This window comes from Nocardia sp. NPDC052001 (assembly GCF_040680615.1).
GTDB lineage: Bacteria > Actinomycetota > Actinomycetes > Mycobacteriales > Mycobacteriaceae > Nocardia.
In genome coordinates this window covers 1,519,179-1,539,782 of the sequence record NZ_JBFAXC010000001.1, presented here as the reverse complement: position 1 = coordinate 1,539,782, position 20,604 = coordinate 1,519,179, and the positions used below count along the sequence as shown (strand labels likewise).

Annotated in this window: 20 protein-coding genes and 1 pseudogene; 5 read left to right on the top strand and 16 right to left on the bottom strand. The window is 67.1% G+C overall.

Annotated elements, in window-relative coordinates:
- Nucleotides 1–82 precede the first annotated feature (82 nt).
- Nucleotides 83–1,573, top strand: coding sequence for a phospholipase D-like domain-containing protein (locus AB0L82_RS07265; RefSeq protein WP_364632284.1), 1,491 nt, complete (start codon nucleotides 83–85; stop codon nucleotides 1,571–1,573).
- A gap of 54 nt (nucleotides 1,574–1,627) precedes the next feature.
- Here the strand turns inward: AB0L82_RS07265 and AB0L82_RS07260 are convergent, their stop codons facing one another.
- The 5 genes from AB0L82_RS07260 to AB0L82_RS07240 form a co-directional block, all read right to left on the bottom strand.
- Complete coding sequence (locus AB0L82_RS07260; protein WP_364632282.1) at nucleotides 1,628–2,767, bottom strand: ABC transporter substrate-binding protein; 1,140 nt, start codon at nucleotides 2,765–2,767, stop codon at nucleotides 1,628–1,630.
- A 58-nt stretch (nucleotides 2,768–2,825) separates the two neighbouring features.
- Nucleotides 2,826–3,809, bottom strand: a complete 984-nt coding sequence (locus tag AB0L82_RS07255; protein ID WP_364632280.1) for an ABC transporter permease — start codon at nucleotides 3,807–3,809, stop codon at nucleotides 2,826–2,828.
- A complete protein-coding gene (locus AB0L82_RS07250) occupies nucleotides 3,806–4,660 on the bottom strand; it encodes an ABC transporter ATP-binding protein (protein ID WP_364632278.1) in 855 nt (284 codons plus the stop codon). The genes AB0L82_RS07255 and AB0L82_RS07250 overlap by 4 nt, the downstream gene beginning before the upstream one ends.
- A 70-nt stretch (nucleotides 4,661–4,730) precedes the next feature.
- The gene (locus tag AB0L82_RS07245; RefSeq protein ID WP_364632277.1) at nucleotides 4,731–5,930 is read right to left on the bottom strand and encodes an amidohydrolase family protein; all 1,200 of its coding nucleotides are present in this window, start codon (nucleotides 5,928–5,930) and stop codon (nucleotides 4,731–4,733) included.
- 37 nt (nucleotides 5,931–5,967) lie between these two features.
- The gene (locus AB0L82_RS07240; RefSeq protein ID WP_364632275.1) at nucleotides 5,968–6,717 is read right to left on the bottom strand and encodes a sulfite exporter TauE/SafE family protein; all 750 of its coding nucleotides are present in this window, start codon (nucleotides 6,715–6,717) and stop codon (nucleotides 5,968–5,970) included.
- A 234-nt stretch (nucleotides 6,718–6,951) separates the two neighbouring features.
- Here AB0L82_RS07240 and AB0L82_RS07235 point away from each other — a divergent pair, with 234 nt between their 5' ends.
- The gene (locus AB0L82_RS07235; RefSeq protein ID WP_364632273.1) at nucleotides 6,952–7,575 is read left to right on the top strand and encodes a GntR family transcriptional regulator; all 624 of its coding nucleotides are present in this window, start codon (nucleotides 6,952–6,954) and stop codon (nucleotides 7,573–7,575) included.
- A gap of 132 nt (nucleotides 7,576–7,707) precedes the next feature.
- Entirely contained in the window at nucleotides 7,708–8,970 is a 1,263-nt protein-coding gene (locus AB0L82_RS07230; protein ID WP_364632271.1) for an amidohydrolase family protein, read from the top strand.
- Between the two features lie 170 nt (nucleotides 8,971–9,140).
- Here the strand turns inward: AB0L82_RS07230 and AB0L82_RS07225 are convergent, their stop codons facing one another.
- Together AB0L82_RS07225 and AB0L82_RS07220 are read right to left on the bottom strand one after the other, a co-directional pair.
- On the bottom strand, nucleotides 9,141–10,310 hold the full coding sequence (locus AB0L82_RS07225) for an amidase family protein (RefSeq protein WP_364632269.1): 1,170 nt from the start codon (nucleotides 10,308–10,310) through the stop codon (nucleotides 9,141–9,143).
- Nucleotides 10,311–10,468: 158 nt separating this feature from the next.
- Nucleotides 10,469–11,611 (bottom strand): acetamidase/formamidase family protein, encoded by a 1,143-nt coding sequence (locus AB0L82_RS07220; RefSeq protein ID WP_364632267.1) that lies wholly within the window; start codon nucleotides 11,609–11,611, stop codon nucleotides 10,469–10,471.
- A gap of 157 nt (nucleotides 11,612–11,768) precedes the next feature.
- Between AB0L82_RS07220 and AB0L82_RS07215 the strand changes: the two genes are divergently transcribed.
- On the top strand, nucleotides 11,769–12,470 hold the full coding sequence (locus AB0L82_RS07215) for an FCD domain-containing protein (protein ID WP_364632265.1): 702 nt from the start codon (nucleotides 11,769–11,771) through the stop codon (nucleotides 12,468–12,470).
- Between the two features lie 115 nt (nucleotides 12,471–12,585).
- On the opposite strand, the gene AB0L82_RS07210 is transcribed toward AB0L82_RS07215, so the two are convergent.
- Nucleotides 12,586–13,560, bottom strand: coding sequence for a helix-turn-helix domain-containing protein (locus AB0L82_RS07210; RefSeq protein ID WP_364632263.1), 975 nt, complete (start codon nucleotides 13,558–13,560; stop codon nucleotides 12,586–12,588).
- Nucleotides 13,561–13,630: 70 nt separating this feature from the next.
- Between AB0L82_RS07210 and AB0L82_RS07205 the strand changes: the two genes are divergently transcribed.
- Nucleotides 13,631–14,593 (top strand): NADP-dependent oxidoreductase, encoded by a 963-nt coding sequence (locus tag AB0L82_RS07205; RefSeq protein ID WP_364632261.1) that lies wholly within the window; start codon nucleotides 13,631–13,633, stop codon nucleotides 14,591–14,593.
- Between the two features lie 168 nt (nucleotides 14,594–14,761).
- Here AB0L82_RS07205 and ruvB read toward each other — a convergent pair whose 3' ends face one another.
- The 8 genes and pseudogenes from ruvB to AB0L82_RS07165 all read right to left on the bottom strand — a co-directional run bounded on the left by ruvB (nucleotide 14,762) and on the right by AB0L82_RS07165 (nucleotide 20,547).
- Nucleotides 14,762–15,913, bottom strand: coding sequence for a Holliday junction branch migration DNA helicase RuvB (gene ruvB, locus AB0L82_RS07200; RefSeq protein ID WP_364632259.1), 1,152 nt, complete (start codon nucleotides 15,911–15,913; stop codon nucleotides 14,762–14,764).
- Between the two features lie 6 nt (nucleotides 15,914–15,919).
- Nucleotides 15,920–16,525: a Holliday junction branch migration protein RuvA gene (ruvA, locus tag AB0L82_RS07195; protein ID WP_364632257.1), complete on the bottom strand. Its 606-nt coding sequence runs from the start codon at nucleotides 16,523–16,525 to the stop codon at nucleotides 15,920–15,922.
- Nucleotides 16,522–17,091 (bottom strand): crossover junction endodeoxyribonuclease RuvC, encoded by a 570-nt coding sequence (gene ruvC / locus AB0L82_RS07190; protein ID WP_364632255.1) that lies wholly within the window; start codon nucleotides 17,089–17,091, stop codon nucleotides 16,522–16,524. The genes ruvA and ruvC overlap by 4 nt, the downstream gene beginning before the upstream one ends.
- Before the next feature lie 106 nt (nucleotides 17,092–17,197).
- On the bottom strand, nucleotides 17,198–17,644 hold the full coding sequence (locus AB0L82_RS07185) for an acyl-CoA thioesterase (RefSeq protein ID WP_364632253.1): 447 nt from the start codon (nucleotides 17,642–17,644) through the stop codon (nucleotides 17,198–17,200).
- A gap of 41 nt (nucleotides 17,645–17,685) precedes the next feature.
- Nucleotides 17,686–17,970: pseudogene (locus AB0L82_RS07180) on the bottom strand (macro domain-containing protein); the annotation flags it as partial.
- A gap of 154 nt (nucleotides 17,971–18,124) precedes the next feature.
- Nucleotides 18,125–18,877, bottom strand: coding sequence for a YebC/PmpR family DNA-binding transcriptional regulator (locus tag AB0L82_RS07175; protein WP_364632251.1), 753 nt, complete (start codon nucleotides 18,875–18,877; stop codon nucleotides 18,125–18,127).
- Between the two features lie 127 nt (nucleotides 18,878–19,004).
- On the bottom strand, nucleotides 19,005–19,628 hold the full coding sequence (gene pdxT / locus AB0L82_RS07170) for a pyridoxal 5'-phosphate synthase glutaminase subunit PdxT (RefSeq protein ID WP_364632249.1): 624 nt from the start codon (nucleotides 19,626–19,628) through the stop codon (nucleotides 19,005–19,007).
- Nucleotides 19,629–19,731: 103 nt separating this feature from the next.
- On the bottom strand, nucleotides 19,732–20,547 hold the full coding sequence (locus AB0L82_RS07165; protein ID WP_364632247.1) for an NAD(P)H-binding protein: 816 nt from the start codon (nucleotides 20,545–20,547) through the stop codon (nucleotides 19,732–19,734).
- Nucleotides 20,548–20,604: the final 57 nt, after the last annotated feature.

The following is a 20,604-nucleotide window of genomic DNA, read 5'->3' as shown; positions in this document are numbered from 1 at the left end:
TAGCGGAGAAGAATCGGCGCAGTAGGGTGAATTGTCCGTCTGTGCGGGCGGGTGGGTGGCTGGACGAGAGAGCTGAGTGCGTATGAGTGACGAGTCGCGAATCCTCGTCCCCGGTGAAACCTGCTGGCAGATAGCGCAGGCCGAGCGGCTGGCCTGCATTGTCGATGCGGCGGACTACTTTCGCCACGCCAAGTCGGCGATGTTGCAGGCGCGCAAGCGGATTGTGCTGATCGGCTGGGATTTCGACACCCGGATCAAGTTCGAACCGCAGGGTACGACCCTCGACGGGCCGAATCGGCTGGGCGAATTCCTGTCCTGGCTGCCTCGCGAGCGACCCGCTCTCGACATCTACCTGCTGAAATGGAATATCGGCGCGTTCGCGGCGATCACCCGCGGGATGACGCCGGTCTTCGTGCTGAATTGGCTGACCGATAAGCGACTGCACTTCGAGATCGACGGCGCGCATCCGATCGGTTCGGCGCACCACCAGAAGATCGTGGTGATCGATGACGCGCTCGCGTTCTGCGGCGGCATCGATATGACGGTCGACCGCTGGGATACCGGCGATCACCGCGATGACAACCACTACCGCACCGAGCCCAACGGGAACCGCTACGGACCGTGGCATGACGCGACCACCGCCGTAGACGGCGACGCAGCGCGGGCGATCGGCGAATTGGCCAGGGCCCGTTGGAAATCCGCGACGGGTCAGGAATTGGACCCGGTCGGCCCGCTGGACGGGGACGCCCCCTGGCCGGAAGGTTTGCCGCCGACCATGCGATCGGTGCGGGTGGGTATCGCGCGGACCCTCCCCGAACTCGCCGACCGCACCGAGGTCCGTGAGATCGAGGCGCTGTACCTGGCCGCGATCGCGGGCGCGACCCGCTCGCTCTACATCGAGAGCCAGTACCTGGCCTCACGCACCCTCGCCGAGGCGATCGCCGCCCGCCTGCGCGAGCCGAACGGCCCGGAGATAGTGCTGGTCATCCCCCGCAATGCCGACGGCTGGCTGGAACAGCAGGCGATGGACGGCGCGCGCCGCCGCCTGCTGCATCTGCTGTGGCGGGCCGATACCCACAACCGCCTGGGCGTCTACTACCCCGTCACCGAGGGCGACGCACCGATCTACGTGCACGCCAAGGTTCTCGTGATGGATGATCGCCTGCTCCGCGTCGGCTCCTCCAACCTCAACAACCGATCGATGGGTTTCGACACCGAATGCGATCTCGCCGTCGAAGTCACCCCCGAGACGGCCGATGCCGAACAGCTGCGCGACACCATCCTCGGCATGCGCCGCAGACTGCTCTGCGAACACCTCGACACCGATACGGCGACATTCGACGCCACCCTGGCCGAGACATCCTCACTGCTGCGCACCGTGGAGGCGCTGCGCGGCCCCGGGCGCACCCTGAAACGATTCGAACCCGAGACCGTCGAGGATGAGGACAGTCCCCTCGCGGAGAACGAACTCATGGATCCCGAGCGCACCCCACCGAGCCTGTGGGACAGGATCCTCCCGAACCGGGATCTACGCCGCGCGTGGTCACTGCGAACCGGTCAATCCTCGCAGTGACCTGTTACCGGCGCTGCCGTCGAACGCGGTTGTGCGCCAACCGCGTTCGATGAGTCAGCCTTGGGTTTTCAGGCCCTTTGCGGTGTCGATGAATTCATTGGTGACCAGATCCGAGGCTTTGAGGCCGTCGGGGACCGGCTGGCTGCGGGCCTTCAGGATGGGGGCGATCTGGGCGATGGCGCGGTCCACGCGGGCGGTGTCGAAGTTGCCGAGGGTGTTGTCCGGGCCGTTACCGATGATCTTCTCGGCGAGTTGGACTTTCACCGAATCGGTATTGCCGGCGGCGCTGATGGGCGGGCCGTCGGGGATGGTCTGGGAGATGCGCAGCAGGGCCTGGTTGGTGGGTTCGGGGTTGGTGGCGTAGTCGATTTGAGCCTGCTGCAGCATGGGGACGAGCTTTTGCAGGCAGGGGCGGAGTTTGTCGAGTTCGCCGGTTCGCACGGACCAGGCGTGCGGGTAGGCCTCGTAGCCGGATTTGGCGATCAGCAGGCTGGCGGTGGGCTTCTGCCAGCCCTTCACATCATGTTCCCAGCGATACGGCTCATTGGATACGTAGCCCTGCTGCATGACTCGGCCCTTCTCCGCCACGAAACGGCTGGGGGTGCCGTCGTAGGAGGCGTCGAGCTGTTCCTTCTTCACGTAGCCGTTGGCGACGAGGAAATCCATGTACGGCTTGCCCTCGGAGTACAGGATCGGTGCGCCGCTGGCCGCCACATCGGGCCAGGATTTGATCTGCGGATAGGTGGCCGGATCCCACATGATGATCTGCGGGTTGATATCGAGGGACGCGAAAACGCCGGTCAGCGGCGTCTTGGCGGCGGCGCGCACCTGTTCGTCGGTGGGCACCATGCCCAGGGTGATGCTGGTGTCCTGATACATCTGCGCCGGAACCGGCTGACCGCCCAGGAATGGACCGCCCAGGCGCACTTCGACATTCACCCCGGTGTCGCCGAGCGGGCCGACATACGCGCCCTTCTTGGCGTCGACGGTGCCGTTCGGGCCGACGAGCTGATAGGCGGCGGCACGTTCGGGAGTTGCGTACCAATCAGTTTGGATGACCACGGTGGCCGGACAGATTCCGGCGAGCACGCCCTGACCGGTCGGCTTGGGCGACGAGGCGCCACCGCCGCAGGCCGTGAGCACGAGGCTGAGACTGCCCGCGAGGGCGGCAGCGGCGAGGAGACGTTTCTTCACGAGCATTCCTTGGTTGGGTACTACGGGGGTGGAAACCTTTGTGGCGCGGCCGATATCGTCAGCGGCGCTTACCGTGCGCGCGATCGACGCGGGCGGCGAGGAAGTCGAAGATCCAGAACAGGATCAGGCCGACCAGCGACGACAGCAGCAGCGCGGTGAGCAGCTCTTCGGTGGCCAGGCGCTGGCGGTAGACATCGATCATGCGGCCGATGCCCGGATCACCCTGGCGGAAGAAGAAGTCCGCCACGATGGACCCGATGATGGCCATTCCGGCGGAGATCTTGAAACCGGTGATCATGGCCGGAAACGCCGCGGGCAGTTGCAGTTTCAGCAATCGCTGCCACCGGGACGCACCGTGCAGGGTGAACAGGTCGTGCTCGGCGGCGTTCACCGACTTCAGGCCGAACAGGGTATTGGTGATGACCGGGAACAGCGACACCATGACGCAGACGATGACGCGGCTGCCGAATTCGTACCCGAACCAGAAGCCGAACAGCGGCACCACCGCGAGCACCGGAATGGTTTGCAGCACAACGGCATACGGATAGAGCGAGTATTCGGCCCAGCGCGCCTGGCTCATGATCACCGCGAAGGCGACGCCGAGCACGATGGCGATGGCCAATCCGGTGAGCGCGATCTGCACCGTCGAACCCAGCGCGGTGAAGATCTCGGTGCGGGCCGTCGCGTCGAGCAGTCCCTTGGCGAGCACCGATTCCGGCGGCGGCAGCAGGAATCGGGAATCCTCGGCGATCACGAAGTGACTCACCACCGACCAGGCCGCCATGACGATGACGAACACCGCGACCGGCGCGAATACCCGAATCGGCGCGATGGCGAAGGGCCACAGCGTTTTTCCCCGCGGCGATGAGGGAGATTCCGGGGTCGCCGTCCCCCGTTCGGTCATCGCGGAGGCGGGTACGGCCCCGGCCGAAGCAGCCGATACGCGGGCGGCCGAACCACGGTCCCCCGTGGCCGACTCCCCCGCCATGGCGGCGGCGACCATTGTCGCGGCGGCGGCCGATCGAGCGGTCGCGGCGGTCATGCGGCCCTCCCGGTGGCTTCGGTGCTCTCGGCCGCGTGCAGGGCGGCCGAGACGGTGGCGGCGATCTCGGCGAACTCCGGGGTGTAGCGGAGTTCGGGGGTGCGCGGAAAGTCCAGGGGCACCGCGATATCGGCGGCGACCCGCCCGGGCCGGCCGGTGAGCACGATGATGCGGGTGGACATGAATACCGCCTCGGCCACCGAATGGGTGACGAAGACGCCGGTGAATCCGGAGCGCCGGTAGAGCCCGCTCACCTCCTCGTTGAGGCGCTGGCGGGTGATCTCGTCGAGTGCGCCGAAGGGCTCGTCGAACAGGAACAGCTCCGGGGCGCGGGTGAGGGCGCGGGCGATCGAGGTGCGCATCCGCATACCGCCGGAAAGCTGTGCGGGCTTGTGGTTTTCGAAGCCGGTGAGACCGACGCGTTCGATGGCCTCGCGGGCGGCGGCGCGGCGGGCGGCCTTGTCGACGCCCGCCAGTTCGGCGGGCAGCTCCACATTGCGCAGCACCGACCGCCACGGCAGCAGGGTGGCTTCCTGGAAGACGTAGCCCAGTTGGGTGGTGGCCACCCGCACGTCACCGGCGGTGGGTTTGTCGAAACCGGCGGCCAGGCGCAGCAGCGTGGATTTACCGCAGCCCGAGGGTCCGACGAGGGAGACGAATTCGCCTGTGCGAATGGCGATATCGATGCCATCGAGCGCGTGGGTGCCGTTCTCGAAGACCAAACTCACGTTATCGAAAGCCAGTGCCGGGACGCTGGAGGCCGGGCCGGTGTATACATTGCCGTCGCTGTCGGCGGTGGTATCCCCGGTCCGGCCTCGGTCCGTTGTGGCTTGTGAAGCGGTGGTGCTCATGCTTCACAGTTCTATCGGGGTCGCATTGCCGTTCGCGGTCAACATGATTACGCCCCTGTTTCGTATACGATCAGTCGGCGACGAGTGCGCCGGAACGCGCCACCACCCGCCCGCGCTTGAGCACCAGCTCCCGGGTCGGCACCGAAACCACCGCCTGCGCAGGGGTTTCGGCGGTCACCGTGCACAGATCGGCGGCCGAACCCACGCTCAGGCCGTAGTTCTCGATCCCGAGAACCTTTGCCCCGCCGTAGGTTCCGGCCGCCAGCGCCAATTCGATCTCGGCATCGGCCACCAGGCGACCGCGGAAGGCGACGGTCATGACGCGGCGCAGCATGTCACCGTCGCCGTACGGGGTCCACAGATCGCGAATACCGTCATTGCCCAGCGCCAGGCCCGCACCGGTCTCGTGCATGAGCCGCACCGGTACCACCGGGGCATCGCCGACCGCGCAGGTGACCATCGAAACCCCGGCGTCGGCAAGAGCTTCCGCGATGCGGCGCTGTTCCTCGGGCGCGAGTTCGCCCATGGCGTAGGCGTGGCTGATGGTGACGCGGCCGGACAGTCCGGTGGCGCGGGTGCGTTCGATGATCAGGTCGTACTGCCAGGCACCGAGCGCACCGCGATCGTGCAGGTGGATATCGATGCGCGCGCCGTACTTCTCGGCCAGGCCGAACAGCAGATCGAGCTGTCCGGTGGGGTTGCCGTCATAGCCCGCCGGATCCAGTCCGCCGATCACCTCTACACCGTCGGCAAGCGCGGCCTCCAGCAGTTCGGCGGTACCGGGGCGATTCATCAACCCGCCCTGCGGGAAGGCGACCAGCTGTACGTCGACGCGATCCGAATATCGTTCGGCCGCAGCGCGTACCGCGTCCACACCGCCCAGCCCGACCTCGGGATCGATATCGATATGGCTGCGCACGTGCGCGGTGCCGTGCGAGATCATGGCGGCCAGCAGGTTCGCGGAGTACTCGGCGCTGGGCAGGCCCAGATCTTGCCGTCGCCCTTCACCGTTCGCGATGCGGCCAGCCAGGGTGCGGCCGCCGCTATTGGGAATCCAAGGTCCGCCGTACATGGTCTTGTCGAGATGGCAGTGCGAATCCACCAGGCCCGGCAGTACCAGCGCACCCGCGAGATCGATGGTCTCGGTGGCGGTTTCGGTGAGATTCGGCCCGATCGCGGTGATGCGACCGCCGCTGATCAGAATGTCGGCGGTGGTGAGGGGCGCGCCCGGGGTCCAGGGGCGGCCGCCACGGAGCAGCAGGTCGTTCATCGTTTACACCTCTTCGATGCGTTGGGGTGAGCGGAAATCAGGTGAGCAGCATGGCGGTGCCCGCACCGACGCCGAAGACGATGACGACCGCGCGAAAAGCGCCCGGCCGCAATCGATCGGCGAGTTTTGCCCCTGCGACGCCGCCGAGCAGACAGGCGGGGGCCAGCACCAGCACCGCGAGCCAGTGCACCGGGCCGAATAGCGCGACCGCGATCATCGCGGTCGTCGAGACGGTCAGGGTGAGCAGGCTTTTGAGGCCGTTGAGCGCGGTGATCGAGGCGTCGATGCCCAGTGCGAGCGCGGTGAGCAGCACAATGCCCATACCGCCGTTGAAGTACGCGCCGTACACACCGCCGAGGAAGACCCCGGCGAACAGCAGCAACCGGGAATCACCGTCACCGCGCCGGGCCGCGAGCTTCCGCGACAGCATCGGCTGCGCCGCGAACAGCGCGGTCGCCGCCAGAATCAGATACGGCACCACCGCGGCGAATACCTTGGGCGGTGCGGCCAGCAGTACAACGACGCCGACCGCCGCGCCCACCGCACCGGTGAGAACGAGCCCGGGCCCCAGCGAGCGATGCTCATCGAGCCGCTTGCGCAGGGCGGCCGCGCCGCCCAGATATCCCGGCCAGACCGAGACCGAATTGGTGACGGTCGCCGCCACCGGGGGCAATCCGGTGGCCAGCAGGGCAGGGAATGACAACAGGCTGCCGCCACCGGCGATGGCATTGCAGACGCCCGCGCCGAAACCGGCGACGAGCAGGAGAACTAGATGCGCGGGATCCATGAAACCCTTCCGAAATGGGATGCAGCGCATCGTATACAAAGCTCGCGGCAGCGGCGAACCGAAAAAGCCGGTGCGACAGCGGGAGCCGAACGGGCGTAGGAGTTCACGCCGTGGATTTGCGGCGCTCATCCGGCACCGTCAGGATGGATCGTATGCAAACACCCGTTCCTCGCGTTTCCGCCGGGCGGCCACGGTGACCCTCGCGAGCCCGCGGTGAGCAGCACCGTGCGGCGCATGACGCCGCAGCAACTGTGCCGTGCCATTCGCGATGACATCATTCGCGGGGTGTTCAGCCCCGGACAGCGGCTGACCGAGGAGTCGCTCGCCGAAAGCTACGGCGTCTCACGGGTACCCGTGCGCGAGGCGCTGCGCACCCTGGAGGCCGAGGGTTTCGCCTCGTCACGGCCGTATGCCGGAGTTTTCGTGGCCGAGTTGACCGAGGAGGAGGCGGCGGATCTGCTGGAGATCCGCGCCCGCCTGGAACCGCTGTGCGCCTCCCGCGCCGCGGTGCGCCGCACGCCCGAACAGCTCGGGCGGCTCAAGGAATTGACCGCGCTGGGCCAGGACGCCGTGCGCGCGGGGCGGCTCGATGAGCTCACCCGGCTCAACAGCCGTTTTCACGAGGTGCTGGCCGAAGCCTCCGGCAGCACCCTGCTCGAACAGCTGATCACGCAGTTGAGCTGGAAGATCGCCTGGGTGTACGCGGTCGAGTTGCCCAGGCGCGCCAGCGATTCCTGGCAGGAGCACGAAGAGATCTGCGCCGCACTCGAAGCCGGGGATCCGGAACGGGCCGCGCGGGTGGTCGCGGACCATATCGCGCATGCCACGTACGCCTATCGGCTGCGCCACCGCGACTGAGCGATGACGGAATCGGCTGGCCGCCAAGGTAGTCCGTAACATCGGCGCAGCATTGCGCGCCCGAGATCGAAACATGGCGGTCGTATACAACCGGGGACAGTTCTTCACATCGCTGTGCTCGCGGAGGTATCCATGGCTGATCTGGTGTTGCGCAATGCCCGCATCGACGATGCCGCCGCGCTCGTGGATATCGCCATCGAGGACGGGCTGATCAGCGCCATCGGACCCGGATTGCCCGTGGCCGCGACCGATGAGATCGATTGCGCCGCACGGGTGGTCATTCCCGGACTGATCGAATCGCATGTCCACCTGGACAAAGCCCTCCTCGATGCCGAACGCCCCAACCCCGACGGCACCCTCGCCGGAGCCATCGCGGTCACCGCCGAACTCAAGCGCGAGTTCACCGTGGCATCCATCTCCGCCCGCGCCCGCCGGGTGCTGGATATGGCGATCGCCAACGGCACCACCATGATTCGCGCGCATCCCGATGTCGATCCGATCGTCGGACTGCGCGGCGTCGAGGCGCTGCTGGCGTTGCGTGAGGAGTACGGCGACCGCATCGGCCTGCAAATCGTCGCCTTCCCGCAGGAAGGCATCCTGCAAGCCCCCGGCACCCTGGACCTGCTGCGCGACAGCCTGCGCCGCGGCGCGGATGTGCTGGGCGGCTGCGCCTACAACGAGGCCACCGTCGCGGACTGCCGCCGCCATATCGACCTGATCTTCGACCTGGCCGCCGAATTCGCCGTCCCCCTCGACATCCACGCCGACTTCGCCGACGATGCCACCGACCCCCGCTTCGCCATGGCCGACTACATCGCCGAGGTCACCGACCGCACCGGCATGTCCGGCCGAGTCACGCTGGGCCATATGACCTCCCTGGCAGGCCAGGACCCCGCCCGCAGACACCACACCCTCACCCGCCTGGCCGAAGCGGGCGTAGCGGTGGTCCCCCTCCCCGCCACCGATATGCACCTGGGCGGCCGCACCGACACCGTCAACACCCGCCGCGGCATCGCCCCCATCCGCGAACTCTGGGCCGCGGGCGTCGAAACCGCCTACTCCTCCAACAACATCCGCAACGCCTTCACCCCCTACGGCAACGCCGACCTCCTCGACATCGGCCTCTTCCTCGCCCAAACCTCCCACCTCTCCGGCCCCGCCGACCTCACCCGAGTCCTGGCCATGGCCACCACCCAGGCCGCCCGCATCATCGGCATCTCCGACACCTACGGCCTCCACCCCGGCGCCCGAGCCGACCTGGTAATCCTCTCCACCAACCGCCTCTCCCACGCCCTCCTGGACCGCCCCGACCGCTGCTACGTCATCAAGTCGGGCCGAATCGTCGCCCGCACCACCAGAATCAACGAACTACTCCCCCAGGCGCAGCGCGCCTGAGGTCAGCGATCGAGGACTCCACGAACGCGCGATACCGCGAACGCCAATCACGCCGAGCCCGATGCGTTACAGCATTGGGGAACAACGGGACTCGACCGGACAACGCGGCACGCGCCCGGGGTGGAAGGAATGTGCTATTAACACCTGCCGATACGCCGGACGGCGGCTGCTCATCCGAGTCGGTCGGCGGCGGCGTGCGCCGCGCGAATGAGTGAATGATCGGTGCCAGGAGCACCGATCAGGCAGAGACCTATTGGGAGGCCATCGGTTTCGGAGAGTGGGAAGGTGACGGCGGGCAGGCCCGCGAGCGAGGCCAGGCAGGTCAGGTGCAGGGTTCGAGTACGCCCCGCCTCCAATTCCGCCGGGTTCGCGGTCCGGAGCGGTGGATACGTCGCGGTGCTGGGTAGCAGCAGGATTCGGCCGGTGAGTGCGGAACGCAGGTGGGATGCTGCCGCATCGAGTAGTCGCCGGGAGCGATCGGCGGCCGCCGGGGTGATGGTCGCGGCGAAGGCAAAGCGTTGCGCCACTTCGGGTGTCAGCGCACCGGGGTGGGTGGTGATCCACGGACCGTGATTGCGCCAAGCCTCATACGCCTGAATAGTGCGGAAGGCCGTGAACCAGGATTCGAGATCCGCGTCCAGGGTCATCGGAGCCGCGGCCAAGGTGTCGGCGGCAGTGCGGACTGCGGCAGCCAGCGCTGCGTCCGCGACCTTGCAGAGCCCGGTGTCGACCACCAACCGAACAGGCTTGGCGGTCACGTCGTCGATCGCGGACTCGGGTGCCGCACCGGAACCCACACCTGAGGCATCGGGCGGTAGGAGGCAATTCGCTACGGCGGCAAGGGTTTGGGGGTCGCGGGTCATCCAGCCGACGGCGTCGAAGGATTGGGCGAGCGGGAGCAGGCCGTCGGAGGATATGCGGCCGTGGGTGGTTCGGATGCCCCACAGGCCCTGGTAGGCGGCGGGGACGCGAATGGAGCCCGCCGTATCGGTGCCGAGGCCGATGGTGGCTTCGCCGCGAGCGATCGCGACGGCGGACCCGCTGGAGGATCCGCCGGGGATGCGTTGCGGGGCCGCAGGATTCACCGGCATGCCATAGGTGCCGTTGGAACCGGTAATGCTGTAGGCGAATTCGTCGGTGTGGGCGATACCGGTGATGTCGGCACCGGCTGCCAGTAATGCCGCCACGGCGGTGGCGTGCTCGGGTTCCGGATCACCGGGGTAGTCGCGCACGCCCGCGCCGATGGCGAATCCCGCTACGGCGTAGAGGTCTTTGACCGCGATGGTGTGGCCCGACAGCGGGCCCGGTCCGGACGCGGCGATCAGGGGTGCGCCCCGCATACGCCAGACTGCATCCTCACGCCCTGCAGCCGCCTCGCCACTGCCGGGCGTTTCGACGAATCGCGCGGGCGAATCGGCGGGTGTCCCGACCCCGGGCGCGGTTGAGTCGGCGGGTGTTTCGACCCCATGCGCCGCCAAGTCGGCAGGGCTGTCGGCCACTACGCGCGCTCCAGGATTCGGCGGGCCAGGGCGGTGGTGGCGTGGTGGGCGAAGTCGGCGACGCGGATTTCGCCGTGGACGCCGCGCACCTGATCCACGGCCTGGGAGATATTGAAATCGGTTGCGGCGCTGAGGTAGAGGTAGGCCTGTTGGGGGTCGGCGTCGAACAGGGCCACCACCATTTCGATGGCGTTGCGGACGCAGACCTCGAGCGCTTTGTTCAGGTCCGGGTCCAGACCGGTGGGGATGATGAAACCGTGGGCGGCGGCGAAGGGGCCGATGGGGCGTCCCAATCCGGCCTTCACCTCGGCGGCGGGGATGAGGTCGACGGTGAGCCGGGCGCGCAGGGGTGCTTCCAGCGCGGTGAGCGCGACTTCGCCATTGCCCTGGGCGAAGTGCGGATCGCCGATGTACAGCAGGGCATCCGGAACCTGTACGGGGAGGAAGAGTGTCGCGCCGGGGGTGAGGCGGCGGATATCGATATTGCCGCCGTGCAGTCCGGGCGGCACCGAGGACAGGTGCGAATCGGTATCGGTGGCGACGCCGATCAGGCCGAGGAACGGATCGAGCGGGAATTCGGCGGTGTGCGGACGCGCGGGGTGAATCGGCATGGTGCCGAACCACTTTCCGTCCCGCGAGTCGACGCTACAGAATTGGCCGTAATCACCGTCGAAGCCGAGCTTATGCGCCAGTACGCCGCGATTGTGCCGGGTGGACACCACGCCGTACGGCGCGCGCATGGTGAGATCGTCGATCCGAATCGCCAGCAGATCGCCCGGGCGCGCACCGTTCACGGCGATCGGCCCGGTCACAATATGCGGCCCGGCCAGCGAATCCCGCTTGCGTGAGGCCGCCACTTCCACTGTGTCACCGAGGATATGGTCCAACTCCACCCCGTGCCTGCCGAAGTAGGCGATCGGATCCGACCCCTGATCCTCCAGAATGCCCTCGTGACTGACGGTATCGACGATCACCGCCTGCCCGGGATCGATGGTGGCGATCGGAGTGTCGCCCGCACACGGGATCCGCCCCCACAGCACCTTCGACGGTTCGGCCGGAATATAGGGCGTCGTATCGCCGATTCCCTCGCCCGGTTGCAGCACCGGAAACGCGGGGACGAACCCCTGCACAATCGACGTCACGCGCACTACCTTCCCTACCCGACCGCAATTGGTCGGACCATCCGATCTGCCGACCATAGGACAGCCGACCGGGCGGAAACAGGGTTCACAAGCTATCGTAACGAGCGCTTTACGCGCGCGAAATAGCCTGCATACGAAGGGATTTAGAGTTGAGTCGATGACGGCTTCGATACCACCGCTGAGCCGCCGCGCACGCAGTGTGAGCGCGGAGGTCGCGGCCCACCTGGAGGGCCTGATCATCAGCGGCGAACTGCGCGCGGGGGATCGGCTGCCACCCGAACGTGAGCTCGCGGCGAATATGAATATCTCCAGATCGTCGCTGCGGCAAGCCATGTTCGAGCTGGAGTCCAAGAAGCTCATCGAACGCAGACAGGGCCGGGGCAGCACCGTGGCCGACACTCCGTACACGGCAGCGGAATTGGCGGGCAGCCTGGCCGAGACCGAAATCGAACTGGGTCATGCCAGTGAACTGCGCGATCTGGTGGAACCGCGCATCGCGCATCTCGCGGCCCTGCGCGCGGTCGAATCCAACCTGCTCTCACTGGAAAACGTGCTCGGCCGCTGCCACGACGGCAATTCGGCCGATGAATCCCTGCGCCTGGATATCGAATTCCACGCCCTGCTCGCCCACGCCGCCCAGAACCCCCTCCTGGTGACGCTGTGCACCATGACTACCGAATGGACCCGCCGCACCCGCACCCTCTCGCACCGCACCAAACGCGGCCGCCGCGTCTCCCTGGACGGGCACCGGCAGATCTACGAAGCAGTCGCCCGGCACGACGGCGCGAGTGCGGCCGTGGCCATGGAACAGCATCTGCGCGAAGTCCGCGAACTCAGCCTGCACACCGGCCGCCGCTGAGAACCGCTGTCACCATGGGGAATTCGGCGGCACGGCGGGCGCGCTGGATTCGCCGGTCCGACACCGATGTCGAGGGATACAGCGTGACTCGCCTCGAATCCGGTCGGTCGCGAGATCAGGGTGCGGCGGCAGCGCCGGCGCGGAAGGTGCGACGGTAGGCGAGCGGGGCGATGCCGATCGCCTCGTGCAGGTGCTGGCGCAGCGAGGTGCCGGTGGCGAAACCGACTTCGGCGGCAATGCGATCGACCGAGAGTTCGGTGGTCTCGAGCAGTTCGCGAGCACGGAAGACGCGCTGTTGAATGAGCCAGCGGCCGGGGCTTATCCCCACCTCATCGCGGAAGCGGCGGGCGAAGGTGCGGCCGGACATGCGGGCGCGTTCGGCCAGATCGGCCATCGTGAGCGGGCTGTGCAGGTTTTCCAGCGCCCATTGCCGGGCATCGGCGGTGCCCGCGGCGGCCGGCGGCGGGACGGGCTGTTCGATGAATTGCGCCTGACCGCCCTCGCGCCACGGCGGCACGACACACCGGCGCGCCACCATATTGGCGACTTCGCTACCGTGATCGCGGCGAATCAGGTGCAGGCACAGATCAACTCCCGCGCTCGCGCCCGCCGAGGTCAGAATGTCGCCGTCATCGACATAGAGCACATTGGGGTCGACCCGGATGCGCGGGAAATGCGCACCGAAGCGCTCGGCGAAATTCCAATGTGTGGTCGCGGGCCGATCATCCAGCAGCCCGGCGGCGGCCACCACGATGGCACCGGTGCAGATGGAGACCAGCCGCGCGGCCGGGTTGATGCGCGCCAGGGCGTCCGAAATCCGCTGCGGTAAACCGTCTTCCAGGATGGCGAGCACATCGCAGGGTGGTATGACCACGGTATCGGCGGTTTCCAGCGCACTCGCGTCCCGCCCGACCGCGATATCGAAATCGGAATCGCTGCGCACCGGCTTTCCGTCGACCGAACAGGTGAGCACCTCGTAGCGCCCATCGGCGGTGCCGAACACCCGGTTCGGGATGCCGAGTTCGAACGGGTACACCCCGTCCAGTGCCAGTACGACCACGCGATGCGGCCGGATCACCTCACTCTGCATGGCACGATTCTATCGAATAATGGCGATCGTGCCATTTCCTTGCGCGCCGATGGACGGCAAGCTCGGTGCTATGAGCGAGAAGGACATCCCCAAGACCATGCGCGCCATCAGCCAGGATGTACTCGGCGGACCCGAGGTGCTGCGCGAGGTCGAACGCCCGGTATCGCAACCGGGACCGAGCGAGATCCTGGTGCGCGTGCACGCCACCGCCCTCAACCCCACCGACTGGGGACATCGCCGCCGCCCCGGACTGTTCCTGCCCGAACCGCCGTTCGTCCTGGGCTGGGATGTCTCGGGCGAGGTGGTGGCGGTAGGCATCGGCGTCACGCTGTTCCAGCCCGGTGACGAGGTCTTCGGCATGCTCCCCTACCCGCACGGGCACGGTGCGGCGGCCGAATACGTGACCGGCCCGACCCGCGCGTTCGCTCGGAAGCCCGCCAATCTCAACCACATTCAGGCCGCCGCCATCCCCCTTGCGGCTCTCACCGCATGGCAGTCCCTGGTCGATGCCGCCGATGTGCAACCGGGACAGCGGGTGCTGATCCACGCCGCCGCGGGCGGTGTCGGGCATTTCGCCGTGCAGATCGCGAAATCGCTGGGCGCGTACGTCATCGGCACCGCGAGCTCGGCCAATCACGACTTCGTGCGCGGTCTGGGCGCGGATGAGGTCATCGACTATCACGCCGTCGATGTGCACGAGACGGTCCGCGATGTGGATGTCATCCTCGATCCGATCGATGCCGAGCATGCGATCAAGTCGATGAAATCACTGCGCCCCAAGGGAATTCTGGTCTCACTCCGCGCCCTCGGAGCCGATTCCCTGGTGCGGGCGGGTGCCGAGCGCGGCATGCGCGCCGTGCTGATTCTGGTCGAGGCCGATCACGCGGGTATGACCGCGCTGGCCGAGCTCGCCGAATCCGGCACGCTCCGGCCGACCATCGCGGGTGTGTTCCCGCTCGCCGATGCCGCCAAGGCGCACGCCCTGGGTGAAACCGGTCGCACCGTCGGAAAGTTGGTTCTCACCGTCGAGTGAACCGTGCGCGGACCGGGTGCGTAGTACCCGATCGTGGGCACCGCCCCGGTGCCCCTCCCACAATCGGACGACGCCGCCCCGAACCCGATACGGGGAAACAGATTGTGGGAGAAGCGCCCCCGTCACAGCACCTGCTGTCACGGGGGCGTTCGCCGGTTCGGGGACCTGCTAGGCCGAGTCGAAGAGTCCCGGATGTTGTTCGCGGGCACGGACTTCGATGGAGCCGAAGACCAGATCCGGCGGCGGAACCAAACCCAGATGTTCCCACGCCGCGGCGGTGGCGACGCGGCCGCGCGGGGTGCGGGCCACCAAACCGGCGCGCACCAGGAAGGGTTCGCAGACCTCTTCGACGGTGGCGGCTTCCTCACCCACGGCGACGGCGAGCGTGGAGACGCCCACCGGTCCGCCGTTGAAGCTGCGAATCAACGCCGTCAGGACCGCACGGTCCAGCCGATCCAGACCCAGCACATCGACGTCGTAGACCGCCAGCGCGGCGTGCGCGATCTCACGGGTGACGATGCCGTCGGCCTTGACCTCGGCGTAGTCGCGGACGCGGCGCAGCAGCCGGTTGGCGATACGGGGCGTGCCCCGGGAGCGCCCGGCGATCTCGGTGGCGGCGTTCTCCTCGATCTGCACGCCGAGAATGCGTGCCGAGCGCAGCAGAATCCGTTGCAGCTCATCGGGTTCGTAGAAATCCATATGGCCGGTGAAACCGAAACGATCGCGCAGCGGGCCGGTGAGCGCACCCGAGCGGGTGGTCGCGCCGACCAGCGTGAACGGGGCGATATCGAGCGGAATGGAGGTCGCACCCGGACCCTTGCCCACCACCACGTCGACCCGGAAATCCTCCATGGCGAGGTAGAGCATTTCCTCGGCGGGCCGTGCCATGCGGTGGATCTCATCGATGAAGAGCACATCGCCCTCGACGAGATTGCTGAGCATGGCGGCCAGATCCCCGGCACGCTCGAGCGCCGGACCGGAGGTCAGGCGCAATGCGGTGCCCAGCTCCCCGGCGATGATCATGGCCATACTGGTCTTGCCCAGTCCGGGCGGACCGGACAGCAGCACGTGATCGGGTGTCCCGCCGCGCTGTTTCGCACCGCGCAGCACCAGCGCCAGCTGTTCGCGCACGCGCGGCTGCCCGATGAAATCGTCCAGCGATTTCGGGCGCAGGCTGGCCTCGATCTCACCGTCGGAGGCGAGATAGGTTGGGATGACCGCGGATTCGTCGGCATCGGTCCCGGCGAAATCCGGATCGGGAGCGAAATCGGGCTCGCCGCTGAAGTCCGGTTCCGGGGCGAAGTCAGGTTCGTCGATCATGAGCGCCTATCGGTTCTTGCCCAGCAGCCCCAGCGCGGCCCGCAATGCCTGCGAGGTGCCCAGGTCCGGATCGTGCACCAGCACGGCCTCGACGGCGGGTTCGGCCTGTTTGACCGGGAAGCCGAGGCCGATGAGCGCCTCCACCACCTGTTCGCGCACCGGTGTGGCGATCGCGGCGGGACCGGATCCGGGCGGACCCGATTGCACCGGAACCAGATCCACCTTGTCGCGCAGTTCCACCACCATGCGCTCGGCGCCGCGCTTGCCGATACCGGGCACGCGGGTCAGCGCGGCCACATTGCTCTCGGCCAGCGCCTTGCGCAGCGCTTCGGGTTCGAGCACCGCGAGCACCGCCATGGCGATCTTGGGGCCGACCCCGGATACGGTCAGCAGCAGGCCGAACAATTCACGGGATTCGGTATCGGAGAACCCGAACAGGGTCATCGAATCCTCGCGCACGATCATGGTCGTGTAGAGCCGCGCGTCCGCACCGGCGCTGAGCGTGGCTAGCGTGGCGGGAGTGGCATTGAGCCGATACCCGACGCCGGCGGCCTCCAGGACCACATGGTCGAGCCCGATCTCGAGCACTTCACCGCGTACCGACGCGATCACCCGGATACCGCCTTCCGTTGCTGGGCAAGCCTTTCCTCGTACATGCGCCGCTGTGCCGCCGCCATGGCCTCGGCCTTGGCCATGCGATCGATCATCGGCGCGCGCCAGCAATGACAGATGGCCAATGCCAGCGCGTCGGCGGCGTCCGCGGGTTTCGGCGCGACCGCCAGCCCGAGGATACGGGTCACCATGGCGGTCACTTGCGCCTTATCCGCCGAACCGTTTCCGGTGACCGCCGCCTTCACCTGACTCGGGGTGTGGAAGTGCACCGGTATCCCGCGCCGCGCCGCCGCCAGCGCGATCACCCCGCCCGCCTGCGCGGTCGCCATGGCGGTGCGCACATTGTGCTGGGAGAACACCCGTTCCACCGCCACCGCCTCGGGCAGATATTTGTCCATCCAGGCCTCGGCGGCATCGGCCACGCCCATGAGTCGCTGTGCGAGATCCATATCGGGCGGTGTGCGCACCACGTCGACGGCCAGCGCGGTCACCGTGCGCCCCACCCCGCCTTCGACCATGCTGAGCCCGCACCGGGTGAGCCCGGGGTCGACGCCCATCACCCGCACGAAATCCCCTCTCACCGCAGACGAACAACTGTTCGAGAGTCTAACGGACCTCAGGGGATTCCCCGCCCACCGACACGGGTGCCGACGAGCACCCGGGCCGAGTCCCTCAGGAGCACACCGGTTCCACGCCCAGGAGCGTCGGATCCTTGGCTCGCACAGCCCATTCCCGCGCGGGATCGGCCACCAATCGCCGCGTCCGCAGATCCATCAACCCGCTGACGTGCGTGATAGTCGCCGATAGTTCCCCATCGGCGCGGGTGAACCGATGCTCCACCCGATAGGTCTTCCCTGCTCCCCACACCCATTCGCAGGTCACGTCAACCCAATCCCCCGCCCGCAACTCGCGGTGATATTTGATCACCGTCTCCAGATTCACCGGTCCCACACCGCCCCCGACCAACTCCTCCGCCGAAATCCCCGCCGCGCGAACGCATTCGAAGCGCGCGTGATCCGCGTACTGCTGATACGCGGCACCTGTCACATGTAGTTGAGGATCGAGGTCGGAGAGTCTGACCTCGATTCGGATCCGAAACGCCTCATCGGTATTCGTCACCGTCCCGCCTTTGCAGAGGCCACCGACAAGAACGCGCGACGCTAACCCAGCCGACCCTGAAACGCCTGGTAGGCATCAGCTCCGAAGAGTACGAACCGCACCTGCGCAACCGTCGTGGGCACACTCCGCACCGTTTCGATCGCGATGCGCGCCCCATCGTCCATGGGCCACCGGAAGATTCCGGTCGAAATGGCCGGAAACGCCACCGATTCGGCCCCCAATTCACCTGCCACCCGCAGTGATTCGCGATAGCAGGACGCCAGCAGTTCCGAGCGATCCTCGGTATCGGACCACACCGGTCCCACCGTATGAATCACCCAGCGCGACCATGCGGGTGATTCTTCCACCGCGACCGCGCGACATTCGAGCTGTTGATCGAGGCGCGCCACAGCATCGCACCGGAACGGCGAAGGCCGCCTTCCGAATTCGGGAGGCGGCCTTCGTTGGCGTGCTGCGACGACTCGTGCGTGCTGTGACGACTCAGTCGTCGAGTTCGGCGAGGACCTCGTCGGAGATGTCCACGTTGGTGTAGACATTCTGGACGTCATCGCTGTCTTCGAGCGCGTCGACCAGCTTGAACACCTTGCGCGCGGTATCGGCGTCCACCGAGACCGACATCGAGGGCTGGAAGCCCGAGTCGGCGGAGTCGTAGTCGTAACCGGCCGACTGCAGGGCGGTGCGGACCGCGATCATGTCACCGGGCTCGGAGATGATCTCGAAGGTGTCGCCGTTGTCATTGACCTCTTCGGCACCGGCGTCGAGCACTGCCATGAGGACATCGTCCTCGGTCAGGCCGTTCTTCTCCATGGTGACCAGGCCCTTGCGGTGGAACAGGTACGACACCGAACCCGGATCGGCCATATTGCCGCCGTTGCGGGTCATGGCCACGCGCACCTCACCGGCCGCGCGGTTGCGGTTATCGGTGAGGCATTCGATCAGCACCGCAACACCATTGGGGCCGTAGCCCTCGTACATGATGGTCTGCCAGTCGGCGCCGCCGGCCTCTTCACCACCGCCGCGCTTGCGGGCGCGCTCGATATTGTCATTGGGCACCGACGACTTCTTCGCCTTTTGAATGGCGTCGTACAGGGTCGGGTTGCCGTCCGGGTCACTACCACCGGTGCGGGCCGCCACCTCGATGTTCTTGATCAACTTGGCGAAGAGCTTGCCGCGCTTCGCGTCGATCCCGGCCTTCTTGTGCTTGGTGGTGGCCCATTTGGAGTGGCCGCTCATTCCCTACTTCCTCGGTTCAGGGGGCTGAGTAGTTTCACCAAAGCGACACTACGGGCCCACGGACGGACAGCGCCCCAGTCTACTGCGCGCGCCCGTGACGGCCGCGAGCACGTGAACTCGGGCCGGGTCAGACACCGGCGCGCGGGCGCACCAGGGTTTCGACGAACAGTCGGTGAACGCGCAGATCTCCGGTCACCTCGGGGTGGAAGGACGTTGCCATGACATTGCCCTGCCGCACCGCGACGATGGTGCCCGCCGCCGGACCCGAGGGCACCCGCGCCAGCACCTCGACATCGGCGCCCGTGCGCTCCACCCACGGCGCGCGAATGAAGACCGCGCGCACCGGGCCGTCATCGAGCCCGGTGAACTCCAGATCGGTTTCGAAGGAATCGACCTGACGTCCGAAAGCATTGCGCCGCACCGTCATATCGATGCCATTCAGGGTGTGCATATCCGGGCGGGTATCGAGCACCTCGCTCGCCAGCAGGATCATGCCCGCGCATGATCCGTAGGCGGGCATACCGTCGCGCAATCGCTGCCGCAGCGGTTCGAGCAGTTCGAAGATGTCCAGCAGCTTGCTGATCGCGGTGGATTCGCCACCGGGAATCACCAGACCGTCCACCGACGCCAATTCCGATTCCCGGCGCACCGCCACCGGCTCGGCGCCGCACGCCGCCAGCGCGTGCATGTGCTCGCGCACGTCGCCCTGCAATGCCAGCACACCAATCCTCGGGGTCACGCCGTCGAGCATAGTGTTCGACCGCGGACCACCCCGAAGCGGCATTTCGGGCAGCGCTGCGTCAACGCCGAATGAGGGCCGCGCGGTGAATCCGGGCGGCCCTCGAACGTCCGGATCAGTCGAGGTCGAACCGCGCGACGTTATCGGTGGCCCACCGGGCGAACGTGGTCGCCGGGCGGCCGGTGATATCGGCGACGCTGGTGATGGGCAGGCCGACCGGGTTCGGGTCGAAGGAGCTCAGCGCATTGTCGACGTACCAGGTCGCGGTCTCGCCCATGGTCGGCGTCAAGGCCGCGATGGCCTCCTCGCGGGATGAGCGTTCGAAGGCGATATCGCGGCCGAGTGCCGCGGCGAGCTGCCGCACGAGCTCGGCCCGGGTGAGAATCTCCGGCCCGCCGAGCGAGTGCGCACGACCGTGATGATCATCGGACAGCAGGGCGACCGCGGCCACCGCGGCGATGTCATCCATGGCGATGGGCGCGCTCGCCGCCTCCGGATGCGGTTCCCGAATGATGCCTACCTCGTGGATCTGCCGCGACCACATCAACGTGTTCTCCATGAAATCGGCGGGCCACAGATGCGTCCACGCCATCCCGCTGTCCTCGACGGCATTGCTGACACTCCCCCACCAGCTCTCCGGTTCACCGGACAGATCGACGATATGGCGCACCCCGGCGGCGCGCGCCAGCGCCAGCACCTCGGTGACGGTATCCGGCATGGGCGCGAGGTAGATCCGTTCCACCCCCTCGAACGCGGCGGGCAGCGTCTCGGGTTTGCCCAGGTAGCCCTGCGCCACCTGCACCCCCTCGGGTAGCGCCGCCTTTCGCGGGCTATTGGTGAGCGCCCGAATATCCCCGGCGCCCAATGCCAGTAGATGATCGACAACCTTGCGCCCGATATTCGCGGTGGCCCCGGTTACCAGGATTGTCATGCCGTCCCCTCCGTCGTGATCGCTGAACCATTAATCCTGCCAACGGAATTCGAATGA

Bases quoted from the DNA above. Each gene is read 5' to 3' on its own strand.
- AB0L82_RS07265 (WP_364632284.1), top strand. From the start codon at position 83: ATGAGTGACGAGTCGCGAATCCTCGTCCCCGGTGAAACCTGCTGGCAG.
- AB0L82_RS07255 (WP_364632280.1), bottom strand. From the start codon at position 3,809: ATGACCGCCGCGACCGCTCGATCGGCCGCCGCCGCGACAATGGTCGCC.
- AB0L82_RS07250 (WP_364632278.1), bottom strand. From the start codon at position 4,660: ATGAGCACCACCGCTTCACAAGCCACAACGGACCGAGGCCGGACCGGG.
- AB0L82_RS07245 (WP_364632277.1), bottom strand. From the start codon at position 5,930: ATGAACGACCTGCTGCTCCGTGGCGGCCGCCCCTGGACCCCGGGCGCG.
- AB0L82_RS07240 (WP_364632275.1), bottom strand. From the start codon at position 6,717: ATGGATCCCGCGCATCTAGTTCTCCTGCTCGTCGCCGGTTTCGGCGCG.
- AB0L82_RS07235 (WP_364632273.1), top strand. From the start codon at position 6,952: ATGACGCCGCAGCAACTGTGCCGTGCCATTCGCGATGACATCATTCGC.
- AB0L82_RS07230 (WP_364632271.1), top strand. From the start codon at position 7,708: ATGGCTGATCTGGTGTTGCGCAATGCCCGCATCGACGATGCCGCCGCG.
- AB0L82_RS07225 (WP_364632269.1), bottom strand. From the start codon at position 10,310: ATGCGGGGCGCACCCCTGATCGCCGCGTCCGGACCGGGCCCGCTGTCG.
- AB0L82_RS07215 (WP_364632265.1), top strand. From the start codon at position 11,769: ATGACGGCTTCGATACCACCGCTGAGCCGCCGCGCACGCAGTGTGAGC.
- AB0L82_RS07210 (WP_364632263.1), bottom strand. From the start codon at position 13,560: ATGCAGAGTGAGGTGATCCGGCCGCATCGCGTGGTCGTACTGGCACTG.
- AB0L82_RS07205 (WP_364632261.1), top strand. From the start codon at position 13,631: ATGAGCGAGAAGGACATCCCCAAGACCATGCGCGCCATCAGCCAGGAT.
- ruvB (WP_364632259.1), bottom strand. From the start codon at position 15,913: ATGATCGACGAACCTGACTTCGCCCCGGAACCGGACTTCAGCGGCGAG.
- AB0L82_RS07175 (WP_364632251.1), bottom strand. From the start codon at position 18,877: ATGAGCGGCCACTCCAAATGGGCCACCACCAAGCACAAGAAGGCCGGG.
- pdxT (WP_364632249.1), bottom strand. From the start codon at position 19,628: ATGCTCGACGGCGTGACCCCGAGGATTGGTGTGCTGGCATTGCAGGGC.
- AB0L82_RS07165 (WP_364632247.1), bottom strand. From the start codon at position 20,547: ATGACAATCCTGGTAACCGGGGCCACCGCGAATATCGGGCGCAAGGTT.